At 63.7% G+C, this 23004-nt stretch carries 20 protein-coding genes; 12 read left to right on the forward strand and 8 right to left on the reverse strand.

Annotated features, from left to right (window positions below):
* Window positions 1–61: 61 nt before the first annotated feature.
* From folP to folK, 3 genes are read left to right on the forward strand one after another with little or no spacing between them, the layout of a single operon-like run.
* Complete coding sequence (gene folP / locus E2A64_RS12130; protein ID WP_133285057.1) at window positions 62–850, forward strand: dihydropteroate synthase; 789 nt, start codon at window positions 62–64, stop codon at window positions 848–850.
* 2 nt (window positions 851–852) lie between these two features.
* Window positions 853–1221, forward strand: coding sequence for a dihydroneopterin aldolase (folB, locus tag E2A64_RS12135; RefSeq protein WP_133284741.1), 369 nt, complete (start codon window positions 853–855; stop codon window positions 1219–1221).
* Window positions 1190–1753, forward strand: coding sequence for a 2-amino-4-hydroxy-6-hydroxymethyldihydropteridine diphosphokinase (gene folK / locus E2A64_RS12140; protein WP_133284742.1), 564 nt, complete (start codon window positions 1190–1192; stop codon window positions 1751–1753). The genes folB and folK overlap by 32 nt, the downstream gene beginning before the upstream one ends.
* Before the next feature lie 5 nt (window positions 1754–1758).
* On the opposite strand, the gene E2A64_RS12145 is transcribed toward folK, so the two are convergent.
* From E2A64_RS12145 to E2A64_RS12160, 4 genes are all read right to left on the reverse strand, one after another.
* Window positions 1759–2295 carry a hypothetical protein gene (locus E2A64_RS12145; protein ID WP_133284743.1) on the reverse strand — a complete coding sequence of 179 codons (537 nt, stop codon included), beginning with the start codon at window positions 2293–2295 and terminating at the stop codon, window positions 1759–1761.
* A 94-nt stretch (window positions 2296–2389) separates the two neighbouring features.
* On the reverse strand, window positions 2390–3463 hold the full coding sequence (locus E2A64_RS12150; protein ID WP_133284744.1) for a YcjF family protein: 1074 nt from the start codon (window positions 3461–3463) through the stop codon (window positions 2390–2392).
* On the reverse strand, window positions 3460–4932 hold the full coding sequence (locus E2A64_RS12155) for a YcjX family GTP-binding protein (RefSeq protein ID WP_133284745.1): 1473 nt from the start codon (window positions 4930–4932) through the stop codon (window positions 3460–3462). The genes E2A64_RS12150 and E2A64_RS12155 overlap by 4 nt, the downstream gene beginning before the upstream one ends.
* A 93-nt stretch (window positions 4933–5025) precedes the next feature.
* Window positions 5026–5559, reverse strand: a complete 534-nt coding sequence (locus E2A64_RS12160) for a SixA phosphatase family protein (protein WP_133284746.1) — start codon at window positions 5557–5559, stop codon at window positions 5026–5028.
* A gap of 271 nt (window positions 5560–5830) precedes the next feature.
* Between E2A64_RS12160 and dksA the strand changes: the two genes are divergently transcribed.
* Window positions 5831–6250, forward strand: coding sequence for an RNA polymerase-binding protein DksA (dksA, locus tag E2A64_RS12165; protein WP_133284747.1), 420 nt, complete (start codon window positions 5831–5833; stop codon window positions 6248–6250).
* A gap of 301 nt (window positions 6251–6551) precedes the next feature.
* Here the strand turns inward: dksA and E2A64_RS12170 are convergent, their stop codons facing one another.
* Window positions 6552–7745: a flagellar biosynthetic protein FliO gene (locus E2A64_RS12170; RefSeq protein ID WP_133284748.1), complete on the reverse strand. Its 1194-nt coding sequence runs from the start codon at window positions 7743–7745 to the stop codon at window positions 6552–6554.
* Window positions 7746–8049: 304 nt separating this feature from the next.
* Here E2A64_RS12170 and cckA point away from each other — a divergent pair, with 304 nt between their 5' ends.
* Both cckA and E2A64_RS12180 read left to right on the forward strand, forming a co-directional pair.
* The gene (gene cckA, locus E2A64_RS12175; RefSeq protein WP_133284749.1) at window positions 8050–10674 is read left to right on the forward strand and encodes a cell cycle histidine kinase CckA; all 2625 of its coding nucleotides are present in this window, start codon (window positions 8050–8052) and stop codon (window positions 10672–10674) included.
* A gap of 91 nt (window positions 10675–10765) precedes the next feature.
* Window positions 10766–11416: a YiaD family glycine zipper/OmpA-like lipoprotein gene (locus E2A64_RS12180; RefSeq protein ID WP_133284750.1), complete on the forward strand. Its 651-nt coding sequence runs from the start codon at window positions 10766–10768 to the stop codon at window positions 11414–11416.
* 81 nt (window positions 11417–11497) lie between these two features.
* Here E2A64_RS12180 and E2A64_RS12185 read toward each other — a convergent pair whose 3' ends face one another.
* Both E2A64_RS12185 and E2A64_RS12190 read right to left on the reverse strand, forming a co-directional pair.
* Complete coding sequence (locus E2A64_RS12185) at window positions 11498–12424, reverse strand: pseudouridine-5'-phosphate glycosidase (protein ID WP_133284751.1); 927 nt, start codon at window positions 12422–12424, stop codon at window positions 11498–11500.
* 136 nt (window positions 12425–12560) lie between these two features.
* Window positions 12561–13475, reverse strand: a complete 915-nt coding sequence (locus tag E2A64_RS12190) for a carbohydrate kinase family protein (RefSeq protein WP_174235788.1) — start codon at window positions 13473–13475, stop codon at window positions 12561–12563.
* Between the two features lie 247 nt (window positions 13476–13722).
* On the opposite strand from E2A64_RS12190, the gene recA reads away from it, so the two are divergent.
* Window positions 13723–14805 (forward strand): recombinase RecA, encoded by a 1083-nt coding sequence (gene recA / locus E2A64_RS12195; RefSeq protein WP_133284752.1) that lies wholly within the window; start codon window positions 13723–13725, stop codon window positions 14803–14805.
* Between the two features lie 203 nt (window positions 14806–15008).
* Window positions 15009–17675: an alanine--tRNA ligase gene (alaS, locus tag E2A64_RS12200; RefSeq protein ID WP_133284753.1), complete on the forward strand. Its 2667-nt coding sequence runs from the start codon at window positions 15009–15011 to the stop codon at window positions 17673–17675.
* Between the two features lie 137 nt (window positions 17676–17812).
* Here alaS and E2A64_RS12205 read toward each other — a convergent pair whose 3' ends face one another.
* A complete protein-coding gene (locus E2A64_RS12205; protein ID WP_133284754.1) occupies window positions 17813–19024 on the reverse strand; it encodes an NADP-dependent isocitrate dehydrogenase in 1212 nt (403 codons plus the stop codon).
* Window positions 19025–19287: 263 nt separating this feature from the next.
* On the opposite strand from E2A64_RS12205, the gene E2A64_RS12210 reads away from it, so the two are divergent.
* The 4 genes from E2A64_RS12210 to E2A64_RS12225 all read left to right on the forward strand — a co-directional run bounded on the left by E2A64_RS12210 (window position 19288) and on the right by E2A64_RS12225 (window position 22903).
* Entirely contained in the window at window positions 19288–20106 is an 819-nt protein-coding gene (locus E2A64_RS12210; RefSeq protein ID WP_133284755.1) for an RNA methyltransferase, read from the forward strand.
* Window positions 20099–20911, forward strand: a complete 813-nt coding sequence (murI, locus tag E2A64_RS12215; protein WP_133284756.1) for a glutamate racemase — start codon at window positions 20099–20101, stop codon at window positions 20909–20911. The genes E2A64_RS12210 and murI overlap by 8 nt, the downstream gene beginning before the upstream one ends.
* 221 nt (window positions 20912–21132) lie before the next feature.
* Window positions 21133–21750, forward strand: coding sequence for a 30S ribosomal protein S4 (gene rpsD, locus E2A64_RS12220; protein WP_133284757.1), 618 nt, complete (start codon window positions 21133–21135; stop codon window positions 21748–21750).
* 214 nt (window positions 21751–21964) lie between these two features.
* The gene (locus E2A64_RS12225; protein ID WP_133284758.1) at window positions 21965–22903 is read left to right on the forward strand and encodes a glutaminase; all 939 of its coding nucleotides are present in this window, start codon (window positions 21965–21967) and stop codon (window positions 22901–22903) included.
* Window positions 22904–23004 lie beyond the last annotated feature (101 nt).

Below are 23004 nucleotides of genomic sequence, written 5' to 3' on the forward strand. Positions count from 1 at the left end.
CCCACGCCAGGTGCCGGTGGCCCATGGGCGATCATTGGAGATCGGACCGAATTCGGTCGTCATGGGGATATTGAACGTGACGCCGGATTCGTTCTCCGACGGCGGGCGCAATCTCGAGACCGGGAGCGCGGTCGAGACCGCGCGGCAGATGGTCGCCGACGGTGCCGGGATCATCGATATCGGCGGTGAATCGACGCGGCCGGGCGCCGATCCCGTGTCGCCGGACGACGAAAGGGCGCGAATCCTTCCCGTCTTCAGGGCACTTTCCGCGGAATTCGGCCCGGACGGTCCGCTGCTCTCGGTCGATACCTATCGCGCGGAAACCGCGCGACTGGCGCTCGAGGCCGGTGCCCATATCGTCAACGATGTCTGGGGGCTGCGCCGGGAGCCGGAGATGGCGAAGGTCGCGGCCGATGCGGGTGCCGGCATCATCGTCATGCATACGGGCCGCGAGCGGGACAAGCTGCCGAACGTGATGGCGGACCAGTTCCACTGGTTCGAGCCCTCGCTCGACATGGCCGCGAAGGCGGGCATCGACCGGGGCCGCATCCTGCTCGATCCCGGCTTCGGCTTTGCCAAGGACACGGCGGAAAACGTCGAGCTGATGGCGCGAATGGCGGAGCTGAACGTGCTCGGACTGCCTATTGTCGCAGGAACGTCGCGGAAACGGTTTATCGGAGCGCTGACGGGACGCGAGGCGGCAGACGAACGCGATGCGGGAACCGCGGCGACATCGGTCTTGCTGCGGCTCGCCGGCGCGTCGATCTTCCGGGTTCACGACGTCAGGATCAACCGGGACGCGCTGGCCATAGCCGACGCCGTAATTGCGGAAAACATGCGAGGACAATGACCATGGGTGAACTCTACACGATCAGGATGGTCAATTGCGCCTTCTTCGCCCGGCACGGGCTGTTCGAGGCCGAGGAGCAGCTGGGCCAGCGCTTCTTCGTCGATGCGGTCCTCTCGGTGCGCGCGTCAGGCCCGCTCGATGCCGACGAGATGGAGTCGACCGTGGATTACGGCAAGGCTTTCGCGCGGATCGAATCCATCGTCACCGGACGGCGGCGGTTTCTCATAGAGGCGCTGGCGCGGGACATCGGTCGCCAGCTGATCGTGGACTTCCCGCAGATCGAGACGGCCGAGATCACCGTGCGCAAGCCGAACGCGCCGGTGCCGGGGATTCTCGACCATGTCGAGGTCACGGTTGTCAGTCGTGACTAGGGCGGAACGCACCGTCGCGGCCATCGGGCTCGGCGGCAATATAGGCGAGCCGACGGTGACCATGGCCAAGGCACTGGCCATGCTCGATGCGCGCGCTGACATCGATGTTCTCGCCGTCTCCGCGCTCTACCGCACGCCGCCATGGGGGAAGACCGATCAGGCCTGGTTCTTCAATGCCTGTGCGCTTCTCGGCACGACGCTCTCACCCGAGGCTTTGCTGGATGTCTGCCTTTCGGTCGAGACGGAACTGGGACGGGTGAGGGAGGATCGCTGGGGCCCGCGCACCATCGATCTCGATGTGCTGTTGCATGGCGATTTCCATTCCGACGACGCCATGCTGACGGTTCCGCATCCGCGGATGACCGAACGGGCCTTCGTCATGGTGCCGCTGGCCGATATCGCGCCGGACGCAATCATCAACCTGCAGAGCGTCGAGGCCTGGGCAAGCCATGCCGACGGCGCGGGTATCGAACAGTTGAGTTCGGACGGAAGTTGGTGGCGGCAGGCTCTTCCAGAGGGCGATGCCGCCTGAAGGTCCTAGCGGACCGAGCCGGTGGCAATCTGGTCGAGATCGCGCTTCAGGGTCATGCCGATGACCGGAACCATGGTTTCACCGACTTTTACGGAAATGGTGATGTTCATCGTTTCCGGGTTGGTCAGGCGGGCCACCATGGCGCCGTCGAGCGCCTTGCGGTTGATGCCGATGACCACATTGTCGCGCTCGACGCGGCCGGAGACGACGTCGAGGCCTTCGCCCTTGGCGCCGTCGAGGAACTGCCCGGTATAGGTCTTGCCCTTGCGGGTGATGGTCGCGGACATTTTCTGCGAGAACACGCCGACGCGGCAATTGCCGTCGAGCGTGATGCCCTCGCTCTTCGAGGTCAGGGAATCGCCGGCGAGATTGCAGACGAATTTCGTGCCCTTGTACTTGCCCGCGACGATTTCGCCGGGACCCTGCCACTGGCCCTCGATCGAATCGAAGAACTGGCGGTCGCTGGCCTGTACGGGTGCGAAAGCGGCGGTGGCGCTAAGCGCGAGAGCGGCAAGTGGCACGAACGAGAAACGGGCAGACATGAGCACACCTGGATGAATGGAAACTGGCGGCAATCATGCTGTCGGGATGGTTAATGGGTGGTTACGGAGAGGTCCCGTTCGCAAGCGGTTATGCCTAGTCCGTTGTTTGCGCATCCGATTTTTTTGATATCAAACTGGTGAGGTCGGTGAAGAACTCGCTCACCCTCGGACGCTTGAGTTCGACGAACGGCATCGGGCGGCAGAGATCCATGGCCGAGACGCCGATGCGGGCGGTCATCAGCCCGTTGATTACGCCTTCGCCGAGCTTGCTGGATATCCGTGCTGCTACCCCGTGACCGACGGCCTGTTCGATCAGGCTGTCGCCTGCGGCGACGGTGCCGGTGACGGCAAGATGGGCGATCACGTCGCGGAACAGCCGCATCATGCCGAAGCCGCCGGGGCGGGCGCCATAGAGAATGGCTATGGCGCGAACCAGCCGGATGGCCTCCCAGCCGACATAGAGCATGTCGATGCTGGCCCTCGGGCTCACGGCAGTCACGACGGAGACGCGGCGGGCAGCGTTGACCACGAGCGCGCGCGCCTCGCGATCGAGCGTCGCGAGCAGTTCGCGTTCGGCAAAGCGCATGAGCTGCGGTCCGTCCACGATCTCGTCTTCGAGCGAGGCGATGGCCTTTCGTCCGCGCGCGGTCTGGGGGCGCTCGCCGAGGAATGTGGTGACCCGGTCCACCAGATGCCGCGCTTGTTTTGCCGAAGGCTGGGGTTCGATCTTCTCGATCTCGGAGCGGAGATCTGCCACTTTTTCGAGCCTGCGCAAGCCGCGAAGTTCCCGCCAGGCGATGACGACGAGGCAGAGGGCGGCGAGCAGGGTGAAGCCGGCAGCCACCCAGCCGAGCCAGGGAAGGCGCCCGAACAGGGCGCGGATCAGCGAATCGAGCCAGTAGCCGAGCGCCAGGGAGGCGAGAACGGAGAGGCTGCCCAGAAGAAGCTTGCCGGCGGTCAGGCCGCGATGCCTGCGCGGCGCGGCGGGCGGCAGTTCGATCCCGTCGGCCAGAAACGGATCGTCCTCCGGCGCCGTCAGCGCGACCGCGCCGCTGACCATGCGCGGCTGGCGAACGCGCTCGGCTTCGCCATGGTTGCGGCTGTCGGTCCGGGGGTCTTCGAGCGGAACGGCGCGGGGTGCGCGGTGCGGCTTGTCGGGGGCGGTCATTCGAGCCGGTCTCCAATCAGGAAGTTGAGCGCCCGGTCGAGGCGGATATGGGGCAGCGACAGTTTTACGCCGCGTTCGTCGCGCTCGATCTTTGGCGGCCGGAAGCGCACGATGTTGATGGGCGGGATGGTCGGCTGAGACGCTGATTCAAGTTGTTCGAAAAATGATTCCGGGTTTTTCGGCAAGTCACCGGGAAATATGGCTGTTTTGGTTTCGCCGTCGAATGTGTGGCCGTCGATCTCGTCTCCCTTGATCGGGGTGCCGACGATCAGCGGCAGGGCCTCGCTGCCGCTCGTGTCGCTCGCTTCGCGGGTGGCCCGCACGGCCGCCATGGCGATGACCTCGATATCCGCGCCTGTCGCGCCGATGCGCTCGGCGGCACGGTCCACGAGACGGCTCACGAGGGCCTCGAGCCGGTCATGGCTTTCATGGTGAAGGTGGTCGGCCTTGGTGGCGGCGACCAGCACCTTGTCGATGCGGTGGGTGAAGAGCCGCGAGATCAGGTTGTTGCGGCCCGGACGGAAGCATTCGAGCACCTCGGCGAGCGCGCGCTCGAGATCGATCACCGCATCGCGACCCGCATTCATCGCCTGCATCGCGTCGATGAGCACGATCTGACGGTCGAGGCGGGCGACATGCTCGCGGAAGAAGGGTCGTACGACGACCGATTTGTAGCTCTCGAAGCGCCGCTCCATCATCGCCTGCAAGCTGCCTGAAGGGGCGCGGCTGTCGTCGAGATCGGGCAGGGGCGCAAAGGTGAGGGCGGGCGAGCCGTCCAGATCGCCCGGCATGAGGAAGCGGCCAGGCGGCAGGGTGGAAAGGGCGCGGCTGTCCGCCTTGCAGGCTGCAAGATATTCAGTGAACAGCGCGGCGAGTTCTCGGGCGGTTTCCTCGCTCGCCTCGCCATGGGCATCGACCTGCGATGCGCGGGCCAGAAATTTGCCCGAGAGGTCGGAGCGCGCAGAGGAGCGGGCGAGCTCCACCGCATTGCGGCTGAAGGCGCGGTAATCCTGCGTCAGGAGAGGCAGGTCGAGAAGCCATTCGCCGGGATAGTCGACGATATCGAGATTGAGCTTGCCGCCGGAAAACATCCTTCCCCAGCTGCTGGCCGATTCATATTCGATCACCAGTCGCAGTTCCGAGATCGCCCGCGTGGAATCGGGCCAGAGGCGGTCCTGCACCAGGCGGGCGATGTGATCCTCGTACTGGAACCGAGGCACGTCATCGTCCGGTTGCGGCTGAAGATAGGCCTTCGAAATCCGTCCCGACCATGCCGCCTCGAACATCGGCAGGCGGCCGCCGTGAAGCAAGTTGTGGACGAGCGAGGTGATGAAGATCGTCTTGCCGGCGCGCGACAGGCCGGTTACGCCGAGGCGCAACGACGGGTTGAACAGGCTGCTTGCGCGTTCGCCGATCGTCCCGAGCGCGATGAGGGCTTCGTCTGTCAGGCTCGAAAAGGATGGCGTCACGCTGTTACCTTGCTTCGCAAAACTCTGTCTGAGGCGAGATATAGGTGTCCCGAAGCCGAATTTAAGGCGCGGCGCGCCAGCAAAGCCAAAGCCTTAGCGCTCGCGCGGCGACAAAAGTCCCATGAAGCGGCCATGGCCCGCAGTCGCCGGGCGGTCCGTCGAGCAGCTTTCGAGCGCAAGGAAGCCTGCCGTCGGGAAGTCGTAGCCGATGATGTCCTCGAGCGACTGGCCGGCGTGTTGCAGAAGAGCGTGGGAGGTTTCCTCCATCATCGGGTTGTGGCCGATGATCATCAGCGACGCCGGCGCGTTCCGCGCATGAGTGGCGATCAGTTCGAGATAGGTGTCGTGGCCGTCGGTATAGAGCCGCTCCTCGAACCGGATGTCGGGGGCGCGGTCGAAGCGGTCCTTCAGGATGTCGAGCGTTTCCACGCAGCGTGCGGCAGGTGAGCAGATCACATAATCGGGCTGATAGGTCCTTGCGGCCATGCGATCAGCCACCGTGTGCGCTTCCGTCCGGCCGCGCTCGTCCAGCTTCCGGTCGAAATCGCGCGCGCCCGGCTGCGGCCACGCGGCGTTGGCGTGGCGCACAAGATAGATATTGAAGGATGCGGCGCCGGGTTCGGACATTCCCGAACTGTAAGCACCATTGCGGCGAGGGCAACAAGCAAATCTGCTGCACTGCAAAATGCACAAGTTGGCGGCAGAAGCTGATTGCTCAGTGTGCAGAGTGCTCGTTCAAGTGCTTTTCGGAGTTTCTGGAGATAACCAAGCTTCTTCAATGTATTAGCGTGCAAGAAAAAATAGGTTAAATAATTCGCGACATGCCTCTTTAAGGCTTGTTTAGCGTCACGGGTGTAGCTATACACCCACCCGCATTGTCCGTATTGGGGGAATCGCTATGCGTGAAGAAATCGATTTTTCCTCTTATGTGCCCTCGGATGACGAGGAGTTCATGAACACCAAGCAGCGGGCCTACTTCCGTGCCAAGCTGCATGCGTGGAAAAACGACATTCTCAAGGAAGCTCGGGAGACGCTCGGTCATCTGGCCGAAGAGAGCGCCAATCATCCCGACATCGCCGACAGAGCCTCTTCAGAAACCGACCGGGCCATCGAGCTTCGTGCTCGTGACCGTCAGCGCAAACTGATCTCCAAGATCGATGCCGCGCTGTCACGGATCGATGAGGGGACCTACGGCTATTGTGAGGAAACCGGTGAACCGATCAGTCTCAAGCGTCTCGACGCCCGGCCGATCGCGACCCTGTCGATCGAGGCGCAGGAGCGCCACGAACGTCGCGAAAAGGTTTACCGCGACGAATAAGCGATAAAAGCCGGCGATTTCGCCGGCTGTTTTGTATCTGGCGGCACGGTTGTTGCCAGGGACGGGGAGCGCTCTCCTGGGGCGGGCTCAGTGTGAGCCTGCCGGAAGGGCCCCGGACTGCCGTGTTCGCTCGTGGTGTGTCGCGGGCTCACTTTCGGGATGCGCGTGCCGCTCGCATATCGGGATGCGCGTGAAAGTGCCGGCGGGCAGCTTCTCGCATGCGCGCCGATTTCCATCGTCGGCCATCTGGACCGAGCCTGACGAGCATCAGCCTTCTATCCGCCGGCTGGATCGTTCCCGGTCAGTTGCGCCGGGTGAGGTCGCCCAAAAGCTTGTTCATTTCATCTTCAAGCGTGTCCCGGCTGCGATCCCTCGTGGGGACTGCGGTGGCTGCGATGGTGGGCGCAGGCGCCGCGGAGACCGGTCCCGTGGACGCCGCCGGGCTGACCGTCGAGAGGTCGCCGTCGCGCTGCACGCGGGCGTCCTCGCGAAGCAGTTCCTCGCCGAGACCCAGGTCGTCCATTTCGAAATCGCCGGACAGTTCGTCCTCGAGAATCGCCTCGAACTCCGACCGCTCGTCGCGACCCGGTTGCAGGCGCGCCGTCGGCTGAACCGGCTGATGGGCCGGCGAAATGGCCCGAATGGTGCCCGGAACGATTGCCACCGTGGCGGAAGCGGCGTTTTCCGGTTTCGGCGTTAGACCCTGCGGCCCGGGCGCGTTGTAGACCGGCTCCGCTGCTTCGAACTCCTGATAGGCCGTCTGCGGACCATTGGCCGCATCCATGCGGATCGCGTCCGGATCGGTCGCAGGGCTGAGCACCCGACCGCGTGCGGCGTCGAGCGCCTCTTCGGATTCGTTCTTCCTGTGCGGGAACGCGGCCACGACGGCCGCCGCCTGCCGGGTTGCAGGAGCTGCCTCGCGCACCGGAGCGACCGGGGCCGCTTCCTGCATCTCGGGTTTCAGGGCAGGAGCGGGCGCCGGATCGCGGAGAGGTTCCTGGGCTGCCAGCGGGACCGGCTCCGCCTGCGGGTTGCGGGCCGCAATCGTCGCCGATGCAACACGTGCGGGCGAGGGGGCGGCAGACGGGGACGCGGCATCGGTGCGGGCTACTTCCGGTTGGCCAGGCTCGTCGCCGGCGTGAGCGCTGTTCCGTGCTGCCGTCGTGGCGGGCCGATTGTCGGCCGGCGCGCGGTCGAGCAGGCCGTCTTCTATATCGGCGGTGATGCCGCTTTCGATGACGACGTCGGTCGGACCGCCGATCAGGATCAGGTGCTCGACGCCATCGCGGCGGACGAGCACCAGCCGCCGGCGGGTGTCGACCGGGGCCGCGTCCAGGACCGCCAGACGCGGCTGGCGGTTCTTGCCGCCGCGTATGAAGGTGGAGTTCGAGCGGCTGCGGATGAACCACATCACGCCGAACAGGACGAGAAGGCCGAGCGCTACCGCAACAATGGCCACGAGAAAATTGGCCGTCTGGCCACTGTCTTCCAACACCGTGAATCCTCCTGAATGCCCCTCGGCGGCCCGTGGTGTCTGTTGTCATGTCTGAATCGCCGAAGCGAGTTCAGCAGTGTCTAATTCATATGAAGGGCAACAAGGCGGGCAGACAAGTGCCTTGGCGAGCCTTTCAACCGGGATGATCGGGTTAGCACGACCCGAAGGCAGGATTGAGGCGGCAGTTTTTGGACGATTCCTCGACCCTGTCCACATCTTGCCGGGGGCGTAACGATTGCTCTTGCACCGGCGAAGCGAATAAGGTGCAAGTCGAAATCTGCGAATTGACAGGGCGATAGACTAGATGACCGAGACGATGTCCGGCGACGGCGCGACGACACCACTGGTTGACCGTGGAGCCAAGCCGCGCTCGGTCATGCGGCTGATCATGCTGGCCGCGATCATGATCGGCGTGTCGGCATTCTTCGTGCTGTTTCAGGACCGCATCGACAACGAGATGATGCTCGGCATTCTCGGCGGACTGGCGATCATCGGGATCTTCTTCATCGTCTCGCTCGTCATCGGCTTCATCGCCATCGCGCCGAAGTCTCAGAGCGATCCGCTGGCGCGCGGCTTTGCCGATACGCATATGGAAGGCATCCTGATCACCGATTCCCAGGACCGGGTGATCTATGCCAACCACGCCTATGGCGAGATCACCGGCCAGACGAAGCCGGGCGAAGTGCAGTCGATCGAGGAGTTGCTGTCCCGCTACAAGGATTCCTCCGAAGCGGTCTACCGCCTGGCAAACGCCATTCGCGGCGGCAACCAGGCGCAGGAAGAATTCCGCATGGCCCAGCCGCTCGGCCGGGTGGCCGAGGGCGAGGAGACCGGACCGCGCTGGTACCGGCTGCAGGGGCGGCCCATCCCGAATCCCGAGGGCAAGGTGCCGCTGCTCGGATGGCAGATTTCCGACATCACCAGCGAGCGGACCGAGCAGGAACTGGTGTTCAAGGAACTCCAGCACGCGATCGACTATCTCGATCACGCGCCGGTCGGCTTCTTTTCGGCCGATCGCAGCGGCGCCATCGCCTATATCAACGCGACGCTTGCCGAATGGCTCGGGCTCGATCTCACCGCCTTCAATCCGGGTACGCTTCTGTTGCGCGATCTGGTCGCCGGCTCCGGCATGGCGCTCATCGAATCCGTACAGGCGGAGCCGGGGCTCAACCGCACCGCCCAGCTCGATCTCGATCTGCTGAAGTCGAATGGCCAGAGCCTGCCGGTGCGGATCATTCACCGGGTGTCGGCTGCCCGGGACGGGGCGCCGGGCGAAAGCCGCACGATCGTGATTTCGCGCGAACAGGGCACCAGCGCACTCGACGCGGCGAATGCGGAAATGCGGTTTACGCGCTTCTTCAACAACACGCCGATGGCAATTGCCTCGGTCGACGGCAAGGGACGCATCCTGCGGACCAACGGCCCGTTCCTGCAGATGTTTGCGGGCAATGTCAGCCGCGACGAGATCGACCGCGGGGCGCTGTTCGAGACGGTGCTGCGCGAGAGTGATCGCGAGACCTTCCGCGCCGCATTGTCAGAAGCCGCCGACAAGCAAGGGAAGATCGCTCCTATCGACGGTCGCGACCCGCAGTCCGACGACCGCCATTTCCGCTACTATGTGAACTCCGTCATCGAGCACGCGGAAGACTCTCCCGAAGAGACCGCGATCATCTATGCGGTGGAAACGACCGAGCAGAAGGCGCTGGAAGCGCAGATGGCGCAGACCCAGAAGCTCAACGCCGTCGGCACGCTCGCAGGCGGCATCGCGCACGACTTCAACAACGTGCTGACGGCTATCCTTCTGTCTTCGGATCACCTGCTCCTGTCGCTCCGTCCGTCCGATTCGAGCTTCGCCGATCTCATGGAGATCAAGCGGAACGCCAATCGCGCGGCGGTGCTCGTGCGCCAGCTTCTGGCCTTCTCGCGCAAGCAGACGATGCGTCCGACCGTCCTTTCCATGACCGACGTGATAGGCGATCTCCGGATGCTCGTCGACCGCTTGACCGGCACCCATGTGAAACTGGCATTCGAGTTCGGCCGTGACCTGTGGACGGTGAAGACCGACCTCGGACAGTTCGAGCAGGTGCTGATCAACCTCGCGGTCAACGCGCGCGACGCCATGCCCGAGGGAGGGACGCTCACGATCCGTACCCGCAATGTCGAGGCCGCCGAAGTCGAGAAGCTCGACCACAAGGGGATGGAGCCGGCCGACTTCGTGCTGATCGAGGTCGAGGACGAGGGCACCGGAATTCCGCCGGAGATCCTGGAAAAGGTCTTCGAGCCCTTCTTCACCACCAAGGAAGTCGGCAAGGGCACCGGGCTGGGGCTGTCCATGGTCTATGGCATCGTCAAGCAGTCGGGCGGATACATCTATCCCGATTCCGTGGTCGGCCAGGGCACCATCTTCCGGATCTACCTGCCGCGCCATATCGAGGATGCCGTGCCGGCGGTCGACATGGCGCCGCCGACGCTCGTCTCGGGTTCGTCCGACGGGCCCGCGGCAGCTCCCACCGCTCCGAAGACCGCCAAGGAAGCGCCCGAGGATCTCACCGGTGGCTCGGCCGTCGTGCTGCTTGTCGAGGACGAGGAAGCCGTGCGCCGCGGCGGCAAGCGCATGCTCGAGGCGAAGGGCTATGTCGTCCACGAGGCCGAGAACGGCGTCGAGGCGCTGGAAGTGCTCGAAGAACTCGAAGGTCAGGTGGACATCATCGTCTCCGACGTGGTGATGCCTGAAATGGACGGTCCGACGCTGTTGCGCGAACTGCGCAAGGACTACCCGGACATGAAGTTCATCTTCGTCTCCGGCTATGCGGAGGACGCGTTTGCCAAGAACCTGCCCGAGGACGCCAAGTTCGGCTTTCTGCCCAAGCCTTTCTCGCTCAAGCAGCTTGCGATCGCGGTCAAGGAAATGCTCGAGGCAGAAGAATAGTCGAAAGGTGCATTTCGGCCGGGATGTTTTCCCAATCCTGCCGTAATTGCCTCTATAGTCGCGCCGATTGAATGACGGAAGGATTCCCCAAATGAAGACCAAGCTTGTACTTGCCGTGAGTGCTGCGGCGTTTCTCTCGGCATGCACGACCGACCCCTATACGGGTCAGCAGAGAATTTCCAATACGGCGGGCGGCGCAGCCCTCGGCGCACTCGGCGGTGCGGCGCTCGGCACGCTTGCCGGCGGCGATGACCGCCGCAACGCGCTGATCGGTGCCGGCATCGGCGCACTCGCCGGCGGCTCGATCGGCGTATACATGGACCGCCAGGAAGCCGAACTGCGCGCCCAGCTTCAGGGCTCGGGCGTCTCGGTGACGCGTGTCGGCAACGACATCGTGCTCAACATGCCGTCGAACATCACGTTCGACACCGACCGCGCCGATCTCAAGCCGCAGTTCTACGATACGCTGAACTCGGTCGCGCTGGTTCTCAAGAAGTTCAACCAGTCGCTCGTCGACGTGAACGGACACACCGATTCCACCGGATCGGACAGCTACAATCTCGACCTGTCGCAGCGTCGCGCCCAGTCCGTCTACAGCTACCTCGTGAGCCAGGGCAACAATCCGCGCCGCTTCTACGTCCGCGGCATGGGCGAGACCCAGCCGATTGCCGACAACTCGACCGAATACGGCCGCGCCGCAAACCGTCGCGTCGAGATCAAGATCGTTCCGCTCAGCCAGTAAGCGGCGGAACAGAGACGAAAAAAAGAAGCCCGGAAGGTTCGGTCCTTCCGGGCTTTTTCATTTTCTCCTCGGCGGGGCCGATCAGCTGCGGGCGGTGTCCGACAGCTCGACCGCGATCGCAGCCGCCACGCGGGCATTATTGAGCACCAGAGCGATATTGGTCTCGAGGCTGACGCCCCCGGTGATATGGAAGATCTTGTCGAGCAGGTAGGGCGTGACCTCCTTGCCGGAAATATTGTCCTTCTCGGCGGCCATCAGCGCTTCGGTGATGTGCTCTTCCATGCGCTCTCGCGGGATCTCGTTGCCGGTCGGAACCGGGTTGGTGATCAGCATGCCGCCATGACCTCCCATCAGCCGGCGGGTGAGCTCGAAACGGGCGATGTCGCGCGGCGTGTCGAGACGCAGCGGTGCCTTGAGGCCGGAATCGCGCGACCAGAAGGCCGGGACGTGATCCTGTCCGTAGGCGACGACGGGAACACCCTTTGTTTCAAGTACTTCCAGCGTCTTTTCAATGTCGAGAATCGCCTTCGCGCCGGCGCAGACGACGATGACCGGGGTGCGGCCGAGTTCGTCGAGATCGGCGGAAATATCGAAGCTCTCTTCGGCACCGCGATGCACGCCGCCGATACCGCCGGTGGCAAAGACCGAGATGCCTGCCATCTGCGCGGCCATCATCGTGGCAGCCACGGTGGTCGCGCCCGTGCGGCCCTGGGCGATGGCGAAGGCAAGATCGGCGCGCGAGACCTTCATCGCATCCTGCGTCTGCGCCAGTTCGGTGACTTCGGCCTCGCTGAGGCCGATGCGCAGCGTACCGTTGAGCACGGCGATGGTGGCGGGTACGGCGCCCGCCTCGCGGATCGTCGCTTCCACCTTCAGCGCCATGTCGCGGTTGCCGGGCCAGGGCATGCCATGGGTGATGATGGTGGATTCCAAAGCAACGACCGGTTTGCCGTTTTCAAGCGCTTCGGCGACTTCAGGGGTATGCACGGCAAGCATTTTGGGCGACATGGCGGTTTCCGGGCTGCGGTTGACTTGTGATGGCCAGCGATGTGCCATGACGGTGAGTTCGCCGCAAGGCGGAGAGGGCAACTCGAACGAGTTTAGCTTAACGGGGCGGAGCCCGCCCGGACGGGATTTTCGGCGATCAGGCGCGCAACTCCGCGATGGCCCGATCGAGAAGTGAAGGGGTGAGTTCGTCGCGAACCGGGCCCGGAACGGCCACTGTCAGTCGCGCAAGCGCAATGCCGGCTTCCAGGCAGGTTGCGAGATCATGACCGGAGAAGCGGGCATGCAGGACGCCGGAAGCGAGTGCGTCGCCGGCGCCGGTCACATCGGAAAGCGCGGGCAGGGGTGGCGGCATGTGGGCTGCCTGCTCCTCGCCCAGATAGGCGGTGATCGCCTCGGGCCCGCTGGTGACGATCGCACCGCCGAGGCCAAGGTCCCTGAGTGCCTCGATCCGGTGCGGGTGCGAACCGGCGAGCGTGTCCGCTTCCGCCGCATTCATGAACAGGACGGAAAGGTCCTCCAGGAGGCCGGACAGCTTGACGACCTTGGCCGGGGAGATGGCGATGGCCGCGAGCGGCAGGCCGGTCTTCCGGGCAATCAGGCCGAACGTCTCGAGCGTGGGCGCGGGGAAATTGGCGTCGCACAGCAAAAGATCGGCCTGTCTCACCAGGTCGCGAAAGCGCGCGGTCAGCAGTCGCCTGGGTGCGATCCGGTCATAGATCGACATGTCGGCCACGGCTGTCACCAGATTGCCGTCCGGTTCGAGGATTGCCGTATAGGAGGCGGTGGCGCGGTCGAGGAAGGTCATGGGGCGGTCGTCGATGCCGGCCGAGCAGGCGGCCTCCGCCACCATTTCGCCGATCGCGTCGCCGCCACGCGCCGAGACCAGCGTCACCTCGTGGCCCAGTCTCGCAAGGTTGCGGCAGGCATTGAAGACGCCGCCGCCGACATGGGTTTCCCAGGCGCCCGGATTGCTCGCGCCCGGCCGGTGAGGGGCGTCCAGCCGCCCGGTACGGTCGATATGGGCCCCGCCGATTGCCAGGATGCGCGCCATCAGATCCGATCTCCGCGCTGGAGCCCGTCCCGCGAATCGGAGGCGGTGGAAAAGGGGCCGGGTGTGGCGGTCGCCGATAACAACCAGGACGAAAGACCGGATATGCAACAAAAATAGAACACGCGATCGTTTGTCATTTTATTTCAGTGCTTTGGTGGGGTCTTGCAAAAACGGAACATATGGAGTACAAAATAAGAAAGCGGGCGCGGATTGTCTGCGAAAGCACGATAACCTAAAGGTGGACGGAATGGCACAGAACTCTTTGCGGCTTGTAGAGGAAAAATCAGTGGACAAAGGCAAGGCGCTCGACGCCGCTCTTTCCCAGATCGAACGGGCTTTCGGCAAGGGCTCGATCATGAAGCTCGGGGCAAATGACAGCGTGGTGGAGATCGAAACGATTCCCACCGGCTCGCTCGGTCTCGATATCGCGCTCGGCGTCGGCGGCCTGCCCAAGGGACGCATCATCGAGATCTACGGTCCGGAAAGTTCGGGCAAGACCACGCTGGCGCTGCAGACCATTGCGGAAGCCCAGAAGAAGGGCGGCATTTGCGGCTTCATCGACGCCGAACATGCGCTTGATCCCGTCTATGCCCGCAAGCTCGGGGTCGATCTCGAGAATCTTCTGATCTCGCAGCCCGATACCGGCGAGCAGGCGCTCGAGATCACCGACACGCTCGTCCGCTCCGGTGCCATCGACGTGCTGGTTATCGATTCGGTCGCAGCGCTCACGCCGCGTGCCGAAATCGAGGGCGAGATGGGCGACAGCCTTCCGGGCATGCAGGCCCGGCTGATGAGCCAGGCGCTGCGCAAGCTCACCGCCTCGATCTCGCGGTCGAACTGCATGGTCATCTTCATCAATCAGATCCGCATGAAGATCGGCGTGATGTTCGGTTCGCCCGAAACCACCACCGGCGGCAACGCGCTCAAGTTCTACGCCTCGGTCCGTCTCGACATCCGCCGTATCGGTTCGGTCAAGGATCGCGACGAAGTCACCGGCAACCAGACCCGCGTCAAGGTGGTCAAGAACAAGATGGCGCCGCCCTTCAAGCAGGTCGAGTTCGACATCATGTATGGCGAGGGCGTATCGAAGACCGGCGAACTGATCGATCTGGGCGTGAAGGCCGGCATCGTCGAAAAGTCGGGCGCCTGGTTCTCCTACAACAGCCAGCGGCTGGGTCAGGGACGCGAGAACTCCAAGCAGTTCCTGCGCGACAATCCCGCACTTGCCGACGAGATCGAGATGGCGCTGCGCCAGAATGCCGGCCTGATCGCGGAGAAGTTCCTCGACGACGGTCGCGGCGATGAAATGGACGAGGCCGGCGAGGCCTAGTCCCGCCATCGGCCCCACAGGGGCTTTGCGGAATTGTCAGAACGGCCGCCGGCATGCCCGGCGGCCGTTTTTCATTGTGCTGTTATCCGCCAATCGGGTGGACAGTATTCCGGGTGAACGATAAAAGCGGCGGTCCCGGTATTCCGGGATATTTCCAAGCATTGGCGGGTCGCTCCCGCCAGCCGGCACCAGAAGGACGATCCATGAGTGGCGTAAACGAAATCCGGTCGACGTTTCTCGACTATTTTCGCAACAACGGACACGAGGTCGTCGCCTCCAGTCCGCTGGTTCCGCGCAACGATCCCACGCTCATGTTCACCAATGCCGGCATGGTGCAGTTCAAGAACGTGTTCACCGGCATGGAGAACCGTTCCTACAGCCGCGCGACCACCTCGCAGAAATGCGTGCGCGCCGGCGGCAAGCACAACGACCTCGACAATGTCGGCTATACCGCCCGTCACCTGACCTATTTCGAGATGCTCGGCAATTTCTCCTTCGGCGACTACTTCAAGGAAGAGGCGATCAGCCTCGCCTGGAACCTGATCACCAGGGAGTTCGATCTTCCCAAGGACAAGCTTCTCGTCACCGTCTATCACACCGACGACGAGGCGGCGGAGCTTTGGAAGAAGATCGCCGGCTTCTCCGACGACCGGATCATCCGCATCCCGACCAGCGACAATTTCTGGGCCATGGGTGACACCGGCCCCTGCGGTCCGTGTTCGGAAATCTTCATCGACCGCGGCGAGCATATTTGGGGCGGACCTCCCGGAAGCCCGGAAGAGGACGGCGACCGTTTCCTCGAATTCTGGAATCTCGTCTTCATGCAGTTCGAGCAGCAGGAAGGCGGCGAACGCCTCGAACTGCCGCGTCCGTCGATCGACACGGGCATGGGTCTCGAACGCATGGCCTCGATCCTTCAGGGCGTCGAGAGCGTCTTCGAGACGGATCTGTTCCGTCACCTGATCGATGCCACCGCGCAGGCGATCGGCAAGGGCCCGGAAAAGGACACCGTCGCCTCCTACCGGGTAATCGCCGACCATCTCCGTTCCTCGGCCTTCCTGATCGCCGACGGTGTGCTTCCGTCCAATGAAGGGCGTGGCTATGTGCTGCGCCGCATCATGCGCCGTGCCATGCGCCATGCGCAGCTTCTGGGCGCCCGCGAGCCGCTGATGTTCAAGCTGCTCCCGGCGCTGGTGTCCGAAATGGGCCGTGCCTATCCGGAACTGGTGCGCGCCGAGGCGCTGATTTCGGAGACGCTGAAGCTCGAGGAAAACCGTTTTCGCAAGACGCTCGAGCGCGGCCTTGGTCTGCTCGAGGATGCCTCCGCCACACTCTCCTCCGGCGATCGTCTCGACGGCGAAGTCGCCTTCAAGCTCTATGACACCTACGGCTTCCCGCTCGATCTCACCCAGGATGCGCTGCGCCAGCGCGGCGTCGAGGTCGATGTCGAGGCGTTCAGCCAGGCCATGGAGCGGCAGAAGGCCGAAGCGCGTGCCAGCTGGGCCGGCTCCGGCGAGGCTGCGACCGACGCCATCTGGTTCGCGCTGCGCGACAGGCTGGGTGCCACCGAATTTCTCGGCTACGACACCGAGCGTGCGGAAGGTGTCATCTCGGCCCTCGTCGCCGAAGGGGCCGAAACGGAAAATGCTGCTGCCGGGGCCAGGGTCGACATCGTCGTCAACCAGACCCCGTTCTACGGCGAATCCGGCGGTCAGGTCGGCGACAGCGGCATGATGTCGGGAGACGGTTTCAAGATCCGCATCACCGATACGCAGAAGCGCGGCGAGGGGCTGTTCGTTCATTCCGGTGAAGTGGTCGAGGGCGAGATCAGGCGCGGCATGCCGGTTCTGCTCGAGGTCGATCACGCGCGCCGCTCGAAGATCCGCGCCAATCACTCCGCCACCCACCTCTTGCATGAGGCGCTGCGCGAGGTGCTCGGCACCCATGTGGCGCAGAAGGGCTCGCTCGTCTCGCCTGACCGGCTGCGTTTCGACATTTCGCACCCCAAACCCATCGGCGCGGAGGAACTGGCCCGGGTCGAGGCCATGGCCAACGAGATCGTCATCCAGAATTCGCCCGTAACCACCCGGCTGATGGCCGTGGACGAGGCGATCGAAGCAGGCGCCATGGCGCTCTTCGGCGAGAAATATGGCGACGAGGTGCGCGTCGTCTCGATGGGTACCGGGATAGATGGGCCGCGCGCGAACAAGCCGTATTCGGTCGAACTTTGCGGCGGGACCCATGTGAAGGCGACCGGCGACATCGGGCTCCTGCGCGTCGTCTCCGACAGCGCGGTTGCCGCTGGCGTTCGCCGCATCGAGGCGCTGACGGGGGAGGCCGCCCGCGCCTATCTCGACCAGCAGGATGCCCGCGTGCGCGAGATCGCCGGTCTCTTGAAGGTCTCGCAGGCCGACGTGCTGCCGCGTATCGAATCCCTTCTTGACGAGCGCAAGCGGCTCGAGCGCGAGCTGGCGGAAGCCAAGAAGAAGCTTGCGCTCGGCGGCGGCGGCCAGGGCGGTGACGAAATCCGCGAAGTCGCGGGCGTGAAGTTCCTCGGCAAGATTGTCGAGGGCGTGCCGGGCAAGGATCTGAAGGGGCTCGTCGACGCCGGCAAGGAGAGCCTGGGGTCCGGCGTTGTCGTCTTCATCAGTGTCGATGACGGCAAGGCCAGCGTCGTCGTCGGCGCGAGCGAGGACGTGAAGGAGCGCGCCAGCGCCGTCGATCTGGTGCGCGTGGCGTCCGAAGCGCTCGGCGGCAAGGGCGGGGGCGGACGTCCCGACATGGCCCAGGCTGGCGGACCGGACGGGGCCAGGGCGGGTGAAGCCATCGCTGCCGTCGAGGCAAGGCTGGCGGAATTGCTGGCCGGCTGACAAGGCCGGAGCGGCTGACGGCCAGCCGACAGCGGGCGCCGTCAGTTATCCCCGCATCGCATGTGATCGAAGGAAAAAAAGGCGCGGCCGGAGCCGCGCCTTTTCTATTTGCAGCGAAGGCCGAAGCCTTTGCGTGATCAGGCCATGGCCTTCTGCAGGTTCTCGTCGATCTTGTCGAGGAAGCCTGTGGTCGACAGCCACGGCTGATCCGGACCGATCAGAAGCGCCAGATCCTTGGTCATGTGACCGGCCTCGACGGTGGCAACGCAGACTTCCTCGAGCGTCTGGGCGAACTTGGCGAGTTCGGCATTGTCGTCGAGCTTGGCGCGGTGCGCCAGGCCACGGGTCCAGGCGAAGATCGAGGCGATCGAGTTGGTCGAGGTTTCCTCGCCCTTCTGGTGCTGGCGATAGTGACGGGTCACGGTGCCGTGGGCGGCTTCTGCTTCCACGGTCTTGCCGTCCGGGGTCATCAGGACCGAGGTCATCAGGCCGAGTGAGCCGAAGCCCTGGGCCACGGTATCGGACTGCACGTCGCCGTCGTAGTTCTTGCAGGCCCAGACATAGCCGCCCGACCATTTCAGGTTCGAGGCCACCATGTCGTCGATCAGGCGGTGTTCGTACCAGATCTTGGCTTGTTTGAACTTGTCCTCGAATTCCTTCTCGTAGATCTCCTGGAAGATATCCTTGAAGCGGCCGTCATAGACCTTGAGGATGGTGTTCTTGGTGGACAGGTAGACCGGCACGCCGCGCTGCAGACCATAGTTGAGCGAGGCACGGGCGAAATCCTCGATCGACTTGTCGAGGTTGTACATGCCCATGGCAATGCCCGAGCTCGGGGCGTCGAAAATGTCGTATTCCTGCTCGGTGCCGTCTTCGCCGATGAACTTCATCACCAGCTTGCCCTTGCCGGGGAACTTGAAGTCGGTGGCGCGGTACTGGTCGCCGAATGCGTGGCGGCCGACGATGACCGGCTTGGTCCAGCCCGGCACGAGGCGGGGGACGTTCTGGCAGATGATCGGCTCGCGGAAGATCACGCCGCCGAGGATGTTGCGGATCGTGCCGTTCGGCGAGCGCCACATCTTCTTGAGGCCGAATTCCTCGACGCGGGCTTCGTCCGGGGTGATCGTGGCGCACTTCACGCCGACACCATGTTCCTTGATCGCGTTCGCTGCGTCGATGGTCACCTGGTCGTCGGTGGCGTCGCGGTTTTCCATTCCAAGGTCATAGTAATGCAGATCGATGTCCAGATAGGGATGGATCAGCTTTTCCTTGATGAATTGCCAGATGATGCGTGTCATCTCGTCGCCGTCGAGTTCGACGACAGGGTTGGCAACCTTGATTTTCGCCATGAAAAAGCTCCGCTGTTATGAATGGGATGTCGGATGGCGTGGGGGAGCCCCGCGCCGTGTTTCGCAGCCGTATAACACCGTGCGCGGCAAGTGCAAAGCACAAGCGCCATCGACTTTGGGACAGGATTGGGGATGGTCCTGTGCGCAAAGCCGGGCCCTCGCATCATCGCTGCCTTAGCAGTCCTCGGGATCAGCCGACTTGATCGCGACCGGGCAGGGGGCTAAGCCGGTTGCCGCGAAACAGGCGGGGAGAATCCATCGGTATGGCCGGAACGGACAAGAAGCGCGACATGATTGCCGAAGGCCCGGCAATCATCCTTTGCGAACCGCAGCTCGGCGAGAATATCGGCATGGTCGCCCGCGCCATGGCGAATTTCGGACTGATCGATCTCAGGCTGGTCAATCCGCGCGAGGGATGGCCCAACGAGAAGGCCGTGTCGGCGGCCTCGAACGCCCATCACGTTATCGCCGCGACCCGCGTCTTCGATACGCTCGAGGAGGCGATCGCCGATCTGACCTACTGCTTTGCGACGACGGCTCGCCCGCGTGACGGGCACAAGCAGGTGCGGGGGCCGGTGGAGGCAACCGCCGAGCTGCGCGGCCGCTTCGGCGCGGGCGAGGCCACCGGCATCCTGTTCGGGCGCGAGAAATCCGGCCTCAAGAACGAGGAGATCGATCTCGCCGACGAGATCGTCACCTTTCCGGTCAATCCCGCCTATGCCTCGCTCAATATCGCCCAGGCCGTGCTTCTCATGTCCTATGAGTGGATGAAGTCGGGGCTCGCCGATCCGGCTGACACCGCCTTCAAGGGGCCGGAGATCACGCCCGCGCCGAAGGAATTTCTCCACGGCTTCTTTGACCAGATCGAGGAGGCGCTCTCCCAGCGCAACTATTTCCGCTCCGCCAACAAAACGGCGAGAATGAAGAGCAATCTGCGCGCGGTGTTCACGCGGGCGCAGTTTTCGGTGTCCGAACTCGACGTCCTGCGCGGCATCATCCGGTCGCTTGACGGATTCATGCGCAAGGATGGCAAGATGCGGGCCGTGGGCGATGAGTCGGGAGACAAGACGGACAATGAGTGACGCAAGCGACCGGCCGCTCCTCTTTCTCGATTCCGGCATCGGCGGATTGGGCGTACTGCGCGAAGCCCGCGTGCTCATGCCGGGCCGGCGCTTCATCTACGTTGTCGACGACGCAGCCTTTCCCTATGGATCCTGGGACGAGGACAAGCTGCAGGATCATCTGGTCAAGCTGTTCCGCCGGCTGATCGAAACCTATCGTCCCGCCATTTCGGTGATCGCCTGCAACACGGCGTCCACCATCGTCATCAACGAGTTGCGCAAGGCGTTTCCGGGCGATCTCTTCGTGGGTACGGTGCCGGCCATCAAGCCTGCCGCGGAGCGGTCCGTCAGCGGGCTGATTTCCGTATTGGCGACACCGGGTACGGTGAAGCGGCAATATACCCGCGATCTCATCCGCGATTACGGTGCGCGCGTGCACGTGCGGCTCGTGGGCAGCCAGAACCTCGCGGGGCTGGCAGAGAACTACATGCGGCGCGGTTTCGTCGACGAGGAAGCGGTGCGCGCGGAAATCATGCCGTGTTTCGTCGAGCACGAGGGTAGGCGCACCGATATCGTGGTGCTGGCCTGCACGCATTATCCGTTTCTCGCCAACCGCATGCGCAAGACCGCGCCCTGGCCGGTCGACTGGATCGATCCCGCCGAGGCGATCGCGCGCCGCGCGTTGAGCCTGGCCGAAACACTCCCGGAGCCGGACGGTTCGCCGTCCGCGCCCGATCTTGCCGTCTTCACGTCGGGCGCCCCCGATCCGTCGCAGACGCGGCTGATGAGCGGCTTCGGACTGGCGCTTGTCGGCGCGCAACGCTAGTATTCTCGGGCTTTCGCCGCCATCGCCTTGACATCACGCGGTGCAGCGCAGTATACGCCCGCATCTTCCGCAAAAAGAAGATGACCACGTGTCCCGTGGATGGCTGCCGCAAAGCGTGCGTGGGCCATCCTGTCAGGTCCCGAAAACGGGGGCCAGAGGAGGGCGCGTTTCCTCAAGCCGGTCTGGCGACGGACCGGCGACAACGTTTGAAAGGAAATGCGATGAGCAAGCGCCAATCGTCCAAGCATAAAATCGACCGCCGTATGGGCGAAAACATCTGGGGCCGTCCGAAGTCCCCGGTGAACCGCCGCGAATACGGCCCCGGCCAGCACGGCCAGCGCCGCAAGGGCAAGCTTTCCGACTTCGGTGTGCAGCTGCGCGCCAAGCAGAAGCTCAAGGGCTATTACGGTGATATCCGCGAGAAGCAGTTCCGCGCCATCTTCGCCGAAGCCAACCGCCTGAAGGGCGACACCCCGGACAACCTGATCGGTCTTCTGGAATCGCGCCTCGACGCGATCGTCTACCGCGCCAAGTTCGTTCCGACCGTGTTCGCTGCCCGTCAGTTCATCAACCACGGCCACGTCAACGTGAACGGCCGTCGCACCAATATCGGCTCCTACCGCTGCCGTCCGGGCGACGTGATCGAAATCCGCGAAAAGTCCAAGCAGCTCGGCATCGTCCTCGAAGCCGTTCAGCTCGCCGAGCGCGACGTTCCGGAATACATCGAAGTCGACCACAACAAGATGGTCGCCACCTATGCCCGCGTTCCGGGCCTCGCCGACGTGCCGTATCCGGTGGTGATGGAACCGAACCTCGTGGTCGAGTTCTACTCGCGCTGATCCTTTCCGGATCGACCCGAATCAAAGCCGCCTTTCGGGGCGGCTTTTTTATTGGCGGCTTTTCTCGTGCTGTCGGCTTGTGCCGCAGTTGGCCGGAAGGCTAGAGCAAGTCTGAATTTCGCGGATTCTGCGAAATCGCAATGCGTCAATCGATTTGGGCGCCCGTCGAAGTCATCCGTTTACGCCCGGGGGCGAACGGTCTAGGAAAATTGCCATGGCGGACTTGCAGCAGATCATCGACGGCATCTTTTCCGACCTCGCTCCCCGTCTGGGCGAGGGGAAGGTCGCCGATTACATACCGCAGCTCGCCTGCGTAGACCCCAAACAGTTCGGTATCTCCATCGCCACCGTGGACGGTCATCACTATTCCGCGGGCGATGCGGCCGTCCCTTTCTCGCTGCAGTCGATCTCGAAGGTCTTCATGCTGACGCTCGCACTCGGCAAGATCGGCGAGGCGGTCTGGAAGCGTGTGGGGCGGGAACCGTCGGGCTCGGCCTTTAATTCGATCGTCCAGCTCGAGCACGAGCACGGCATTCCGCGCAATCCGTTCATCAATGCCGGCGCCATTGCGATCGCCGACATCGTGCTGGCGGGTTCGCAGCCGCGCGAGGCGATCGGCGAATATCTGCGGTTTCTGCAGATGCTTTCGGACGACGATTCGATCTATATCGATGAAAAGGTGGCGCGGTCGGAAACGGCCACCGGATTCCGCAATTATGCGCTGGCGCAGTTCATGCGCTCCTTCGGTAATATCGAGCATTCGGCCGATCACGTTCTGGGGCTCTATTTCCACCAGTGCGCCATCGGCATCAGCTGTTCGCAGCTGGCGCGCGCGGGCCTGTTTCTTGCCGCCGACGGCCGAAATCCACTGACCGGTCACTCCATCGTCTCGGCCAAGCGGGCGCGGCGCATCAACGCGCTGATGCTCACCTGCGGTCATTACGACGGGTCGGGCGATTTTGCCTATCATGTCGGCTTGCCGGGCAAGAGCGGCGTCGGCGGGGGCATTCTCGCGGTTGCTCCGGGACGCGCGTCGATCGCGGTCTGGTCGCCGGGGCTGAACAGGGTCGGCAACTCGCTGCTCGGCTCGGAAGCGCTCGAAATGCTCGCCACGCGCACCGGATGGTCGGTGTTCGCGGCACATGCGAATTAGCGCTCAACCTTCGACGTGATCCATTGCGGCTTCTTGTGCCGTCGCCCCCGCGGGCGGTGTTGCATGGGCAGGCGCGGGTGCCGGAGGGGAGCCTCCCCGCC

This window comes from Pseudohoeflea suaedae (assembly GCF_004354915.1).
In the GTDB taxonomy this organism is placed as follows: domain Bacteria; phylum Pseudomonadota; class Alphaproteobacteria; order Rhizobiales; family Rhizobiaceae; genus Pseudohoeflea; species Pseudohoeflea suaedae.

Coding starts and splice junctions, on each gene's coding strand:
- folP (WP_133285057.1), top strand. CDS start 62: ATGGGGATATTGAACGTGACGCCGGATTCGTTCTCCGACGGCGGGCGC.
- folB (WP_133284741.1), top strand. CDS start 853: ATGGGTGAACTCTACACGATCAGGATGGTCAATTGCGCCTTCTTCGCC.
- folK (WP_133284742.1), top strand. CDS start 1,190: ATGTCGAGGTCACGGTTGTCAGTCGTGACTAGGGCGGAACGCACCGTC.
- E2A64_RS12145 (WP_133284743.1), bottom strand. CDS start 2,295: ATGTCTGCCCGTTTCTCGTTCGTGCCACTTGCCGCTCTCGCGCTTAGC.
- E2A64_RS12150 (WP_133284744.1), bottom strand. CDS start 3,463: ATGACCGCCCCCGACAAGCCGCACCGCGCACCCCGCGCCGTTCCGCTC.
- E2A64_RS12160 (WP_133284746.1), bottom strand. CDS start 5,559: ATGTCCGAACCCGGCGCCGCATCCTTCAATATCTATCTTGTGCGCCAC.
- dksA (WP_133284747.1), top strand. CDS start 5,831: ATGCGTGAAGAAATCGATTTTTCCTCTTATGTGCCCTCGGATGACGAG.
- cckA (WP_133284749.1), top strand. CDS start 8,050: ATGACCGAGACGATGTCCGGCGACGGCGCGACGACACCACTGGTTGAC.
- E2A64_RS12180 (WP_133284750.1), top strand. CDS start 10,766: ATGAAGACCAAGCTTGTACTTGCCGTGAGTGCTGCGGCGTTTCTCTCG.
- E2A64_RS12185 (WP_133284751.1), bottom strand. CDS start 12,424: ATGTCGCCCAAAATGCTTGCCGTGCATACCCCTGAAGTCGCCGAAGCG.
- E2A64_RS12190 (WP_174235788.1), bottom strand. CDS start 13,475: ATGGCGCGCATCCTGGCAATCGGCGGGGCCCATATCGACCGTACCGGG.
- recA (WP_133284752.1), top strand. CDS start 13,723: ATGGCACAGAACTCTTTGCGGCTTGTAGAGGAAAAATCAGTGGACAAA.
- alaS (WP_133284753.1), top strand. CDS start 15,009: ATGAGTGGCGTAAACGAAATCCGGTCGACGTTTCTCGACTATTTTCGC.
- E2A64_RS12205 (WP_133284754.1), bottom strand. CDS start 19,024: ATGGCGAAAATCAAGGTTGCCAACCCTGTCGTCGAACTCGACGGCGAC.
- E2A64_RS12210 (WP_133284755.1), top strand. CDS start 19,288: ATGGCCGGAACGGACAAGAAGCGCGACATGATTGCCGAAGGCCCGGCA.
- murI (WP_133284756.1), top strand. CDS start 20,099: ATGAGTGACGCAAGCGACCGGCCGCTCCTCTTTCTCGATTCCGGCATC.
- rpsD (WP_133284757.1), top strand. CDS start 21,133: ATGAGCAAGCGCCAATCGTCCAAGCATAAAATCGACCGCCGTATGGGC.
- E2A64_RS12225 (WP_133284758.1), top strand. CDS start 21,965: ATGGCGGACTTGCAGCAGATCATCGACGGCATCTTTTCCGACCTCGCT.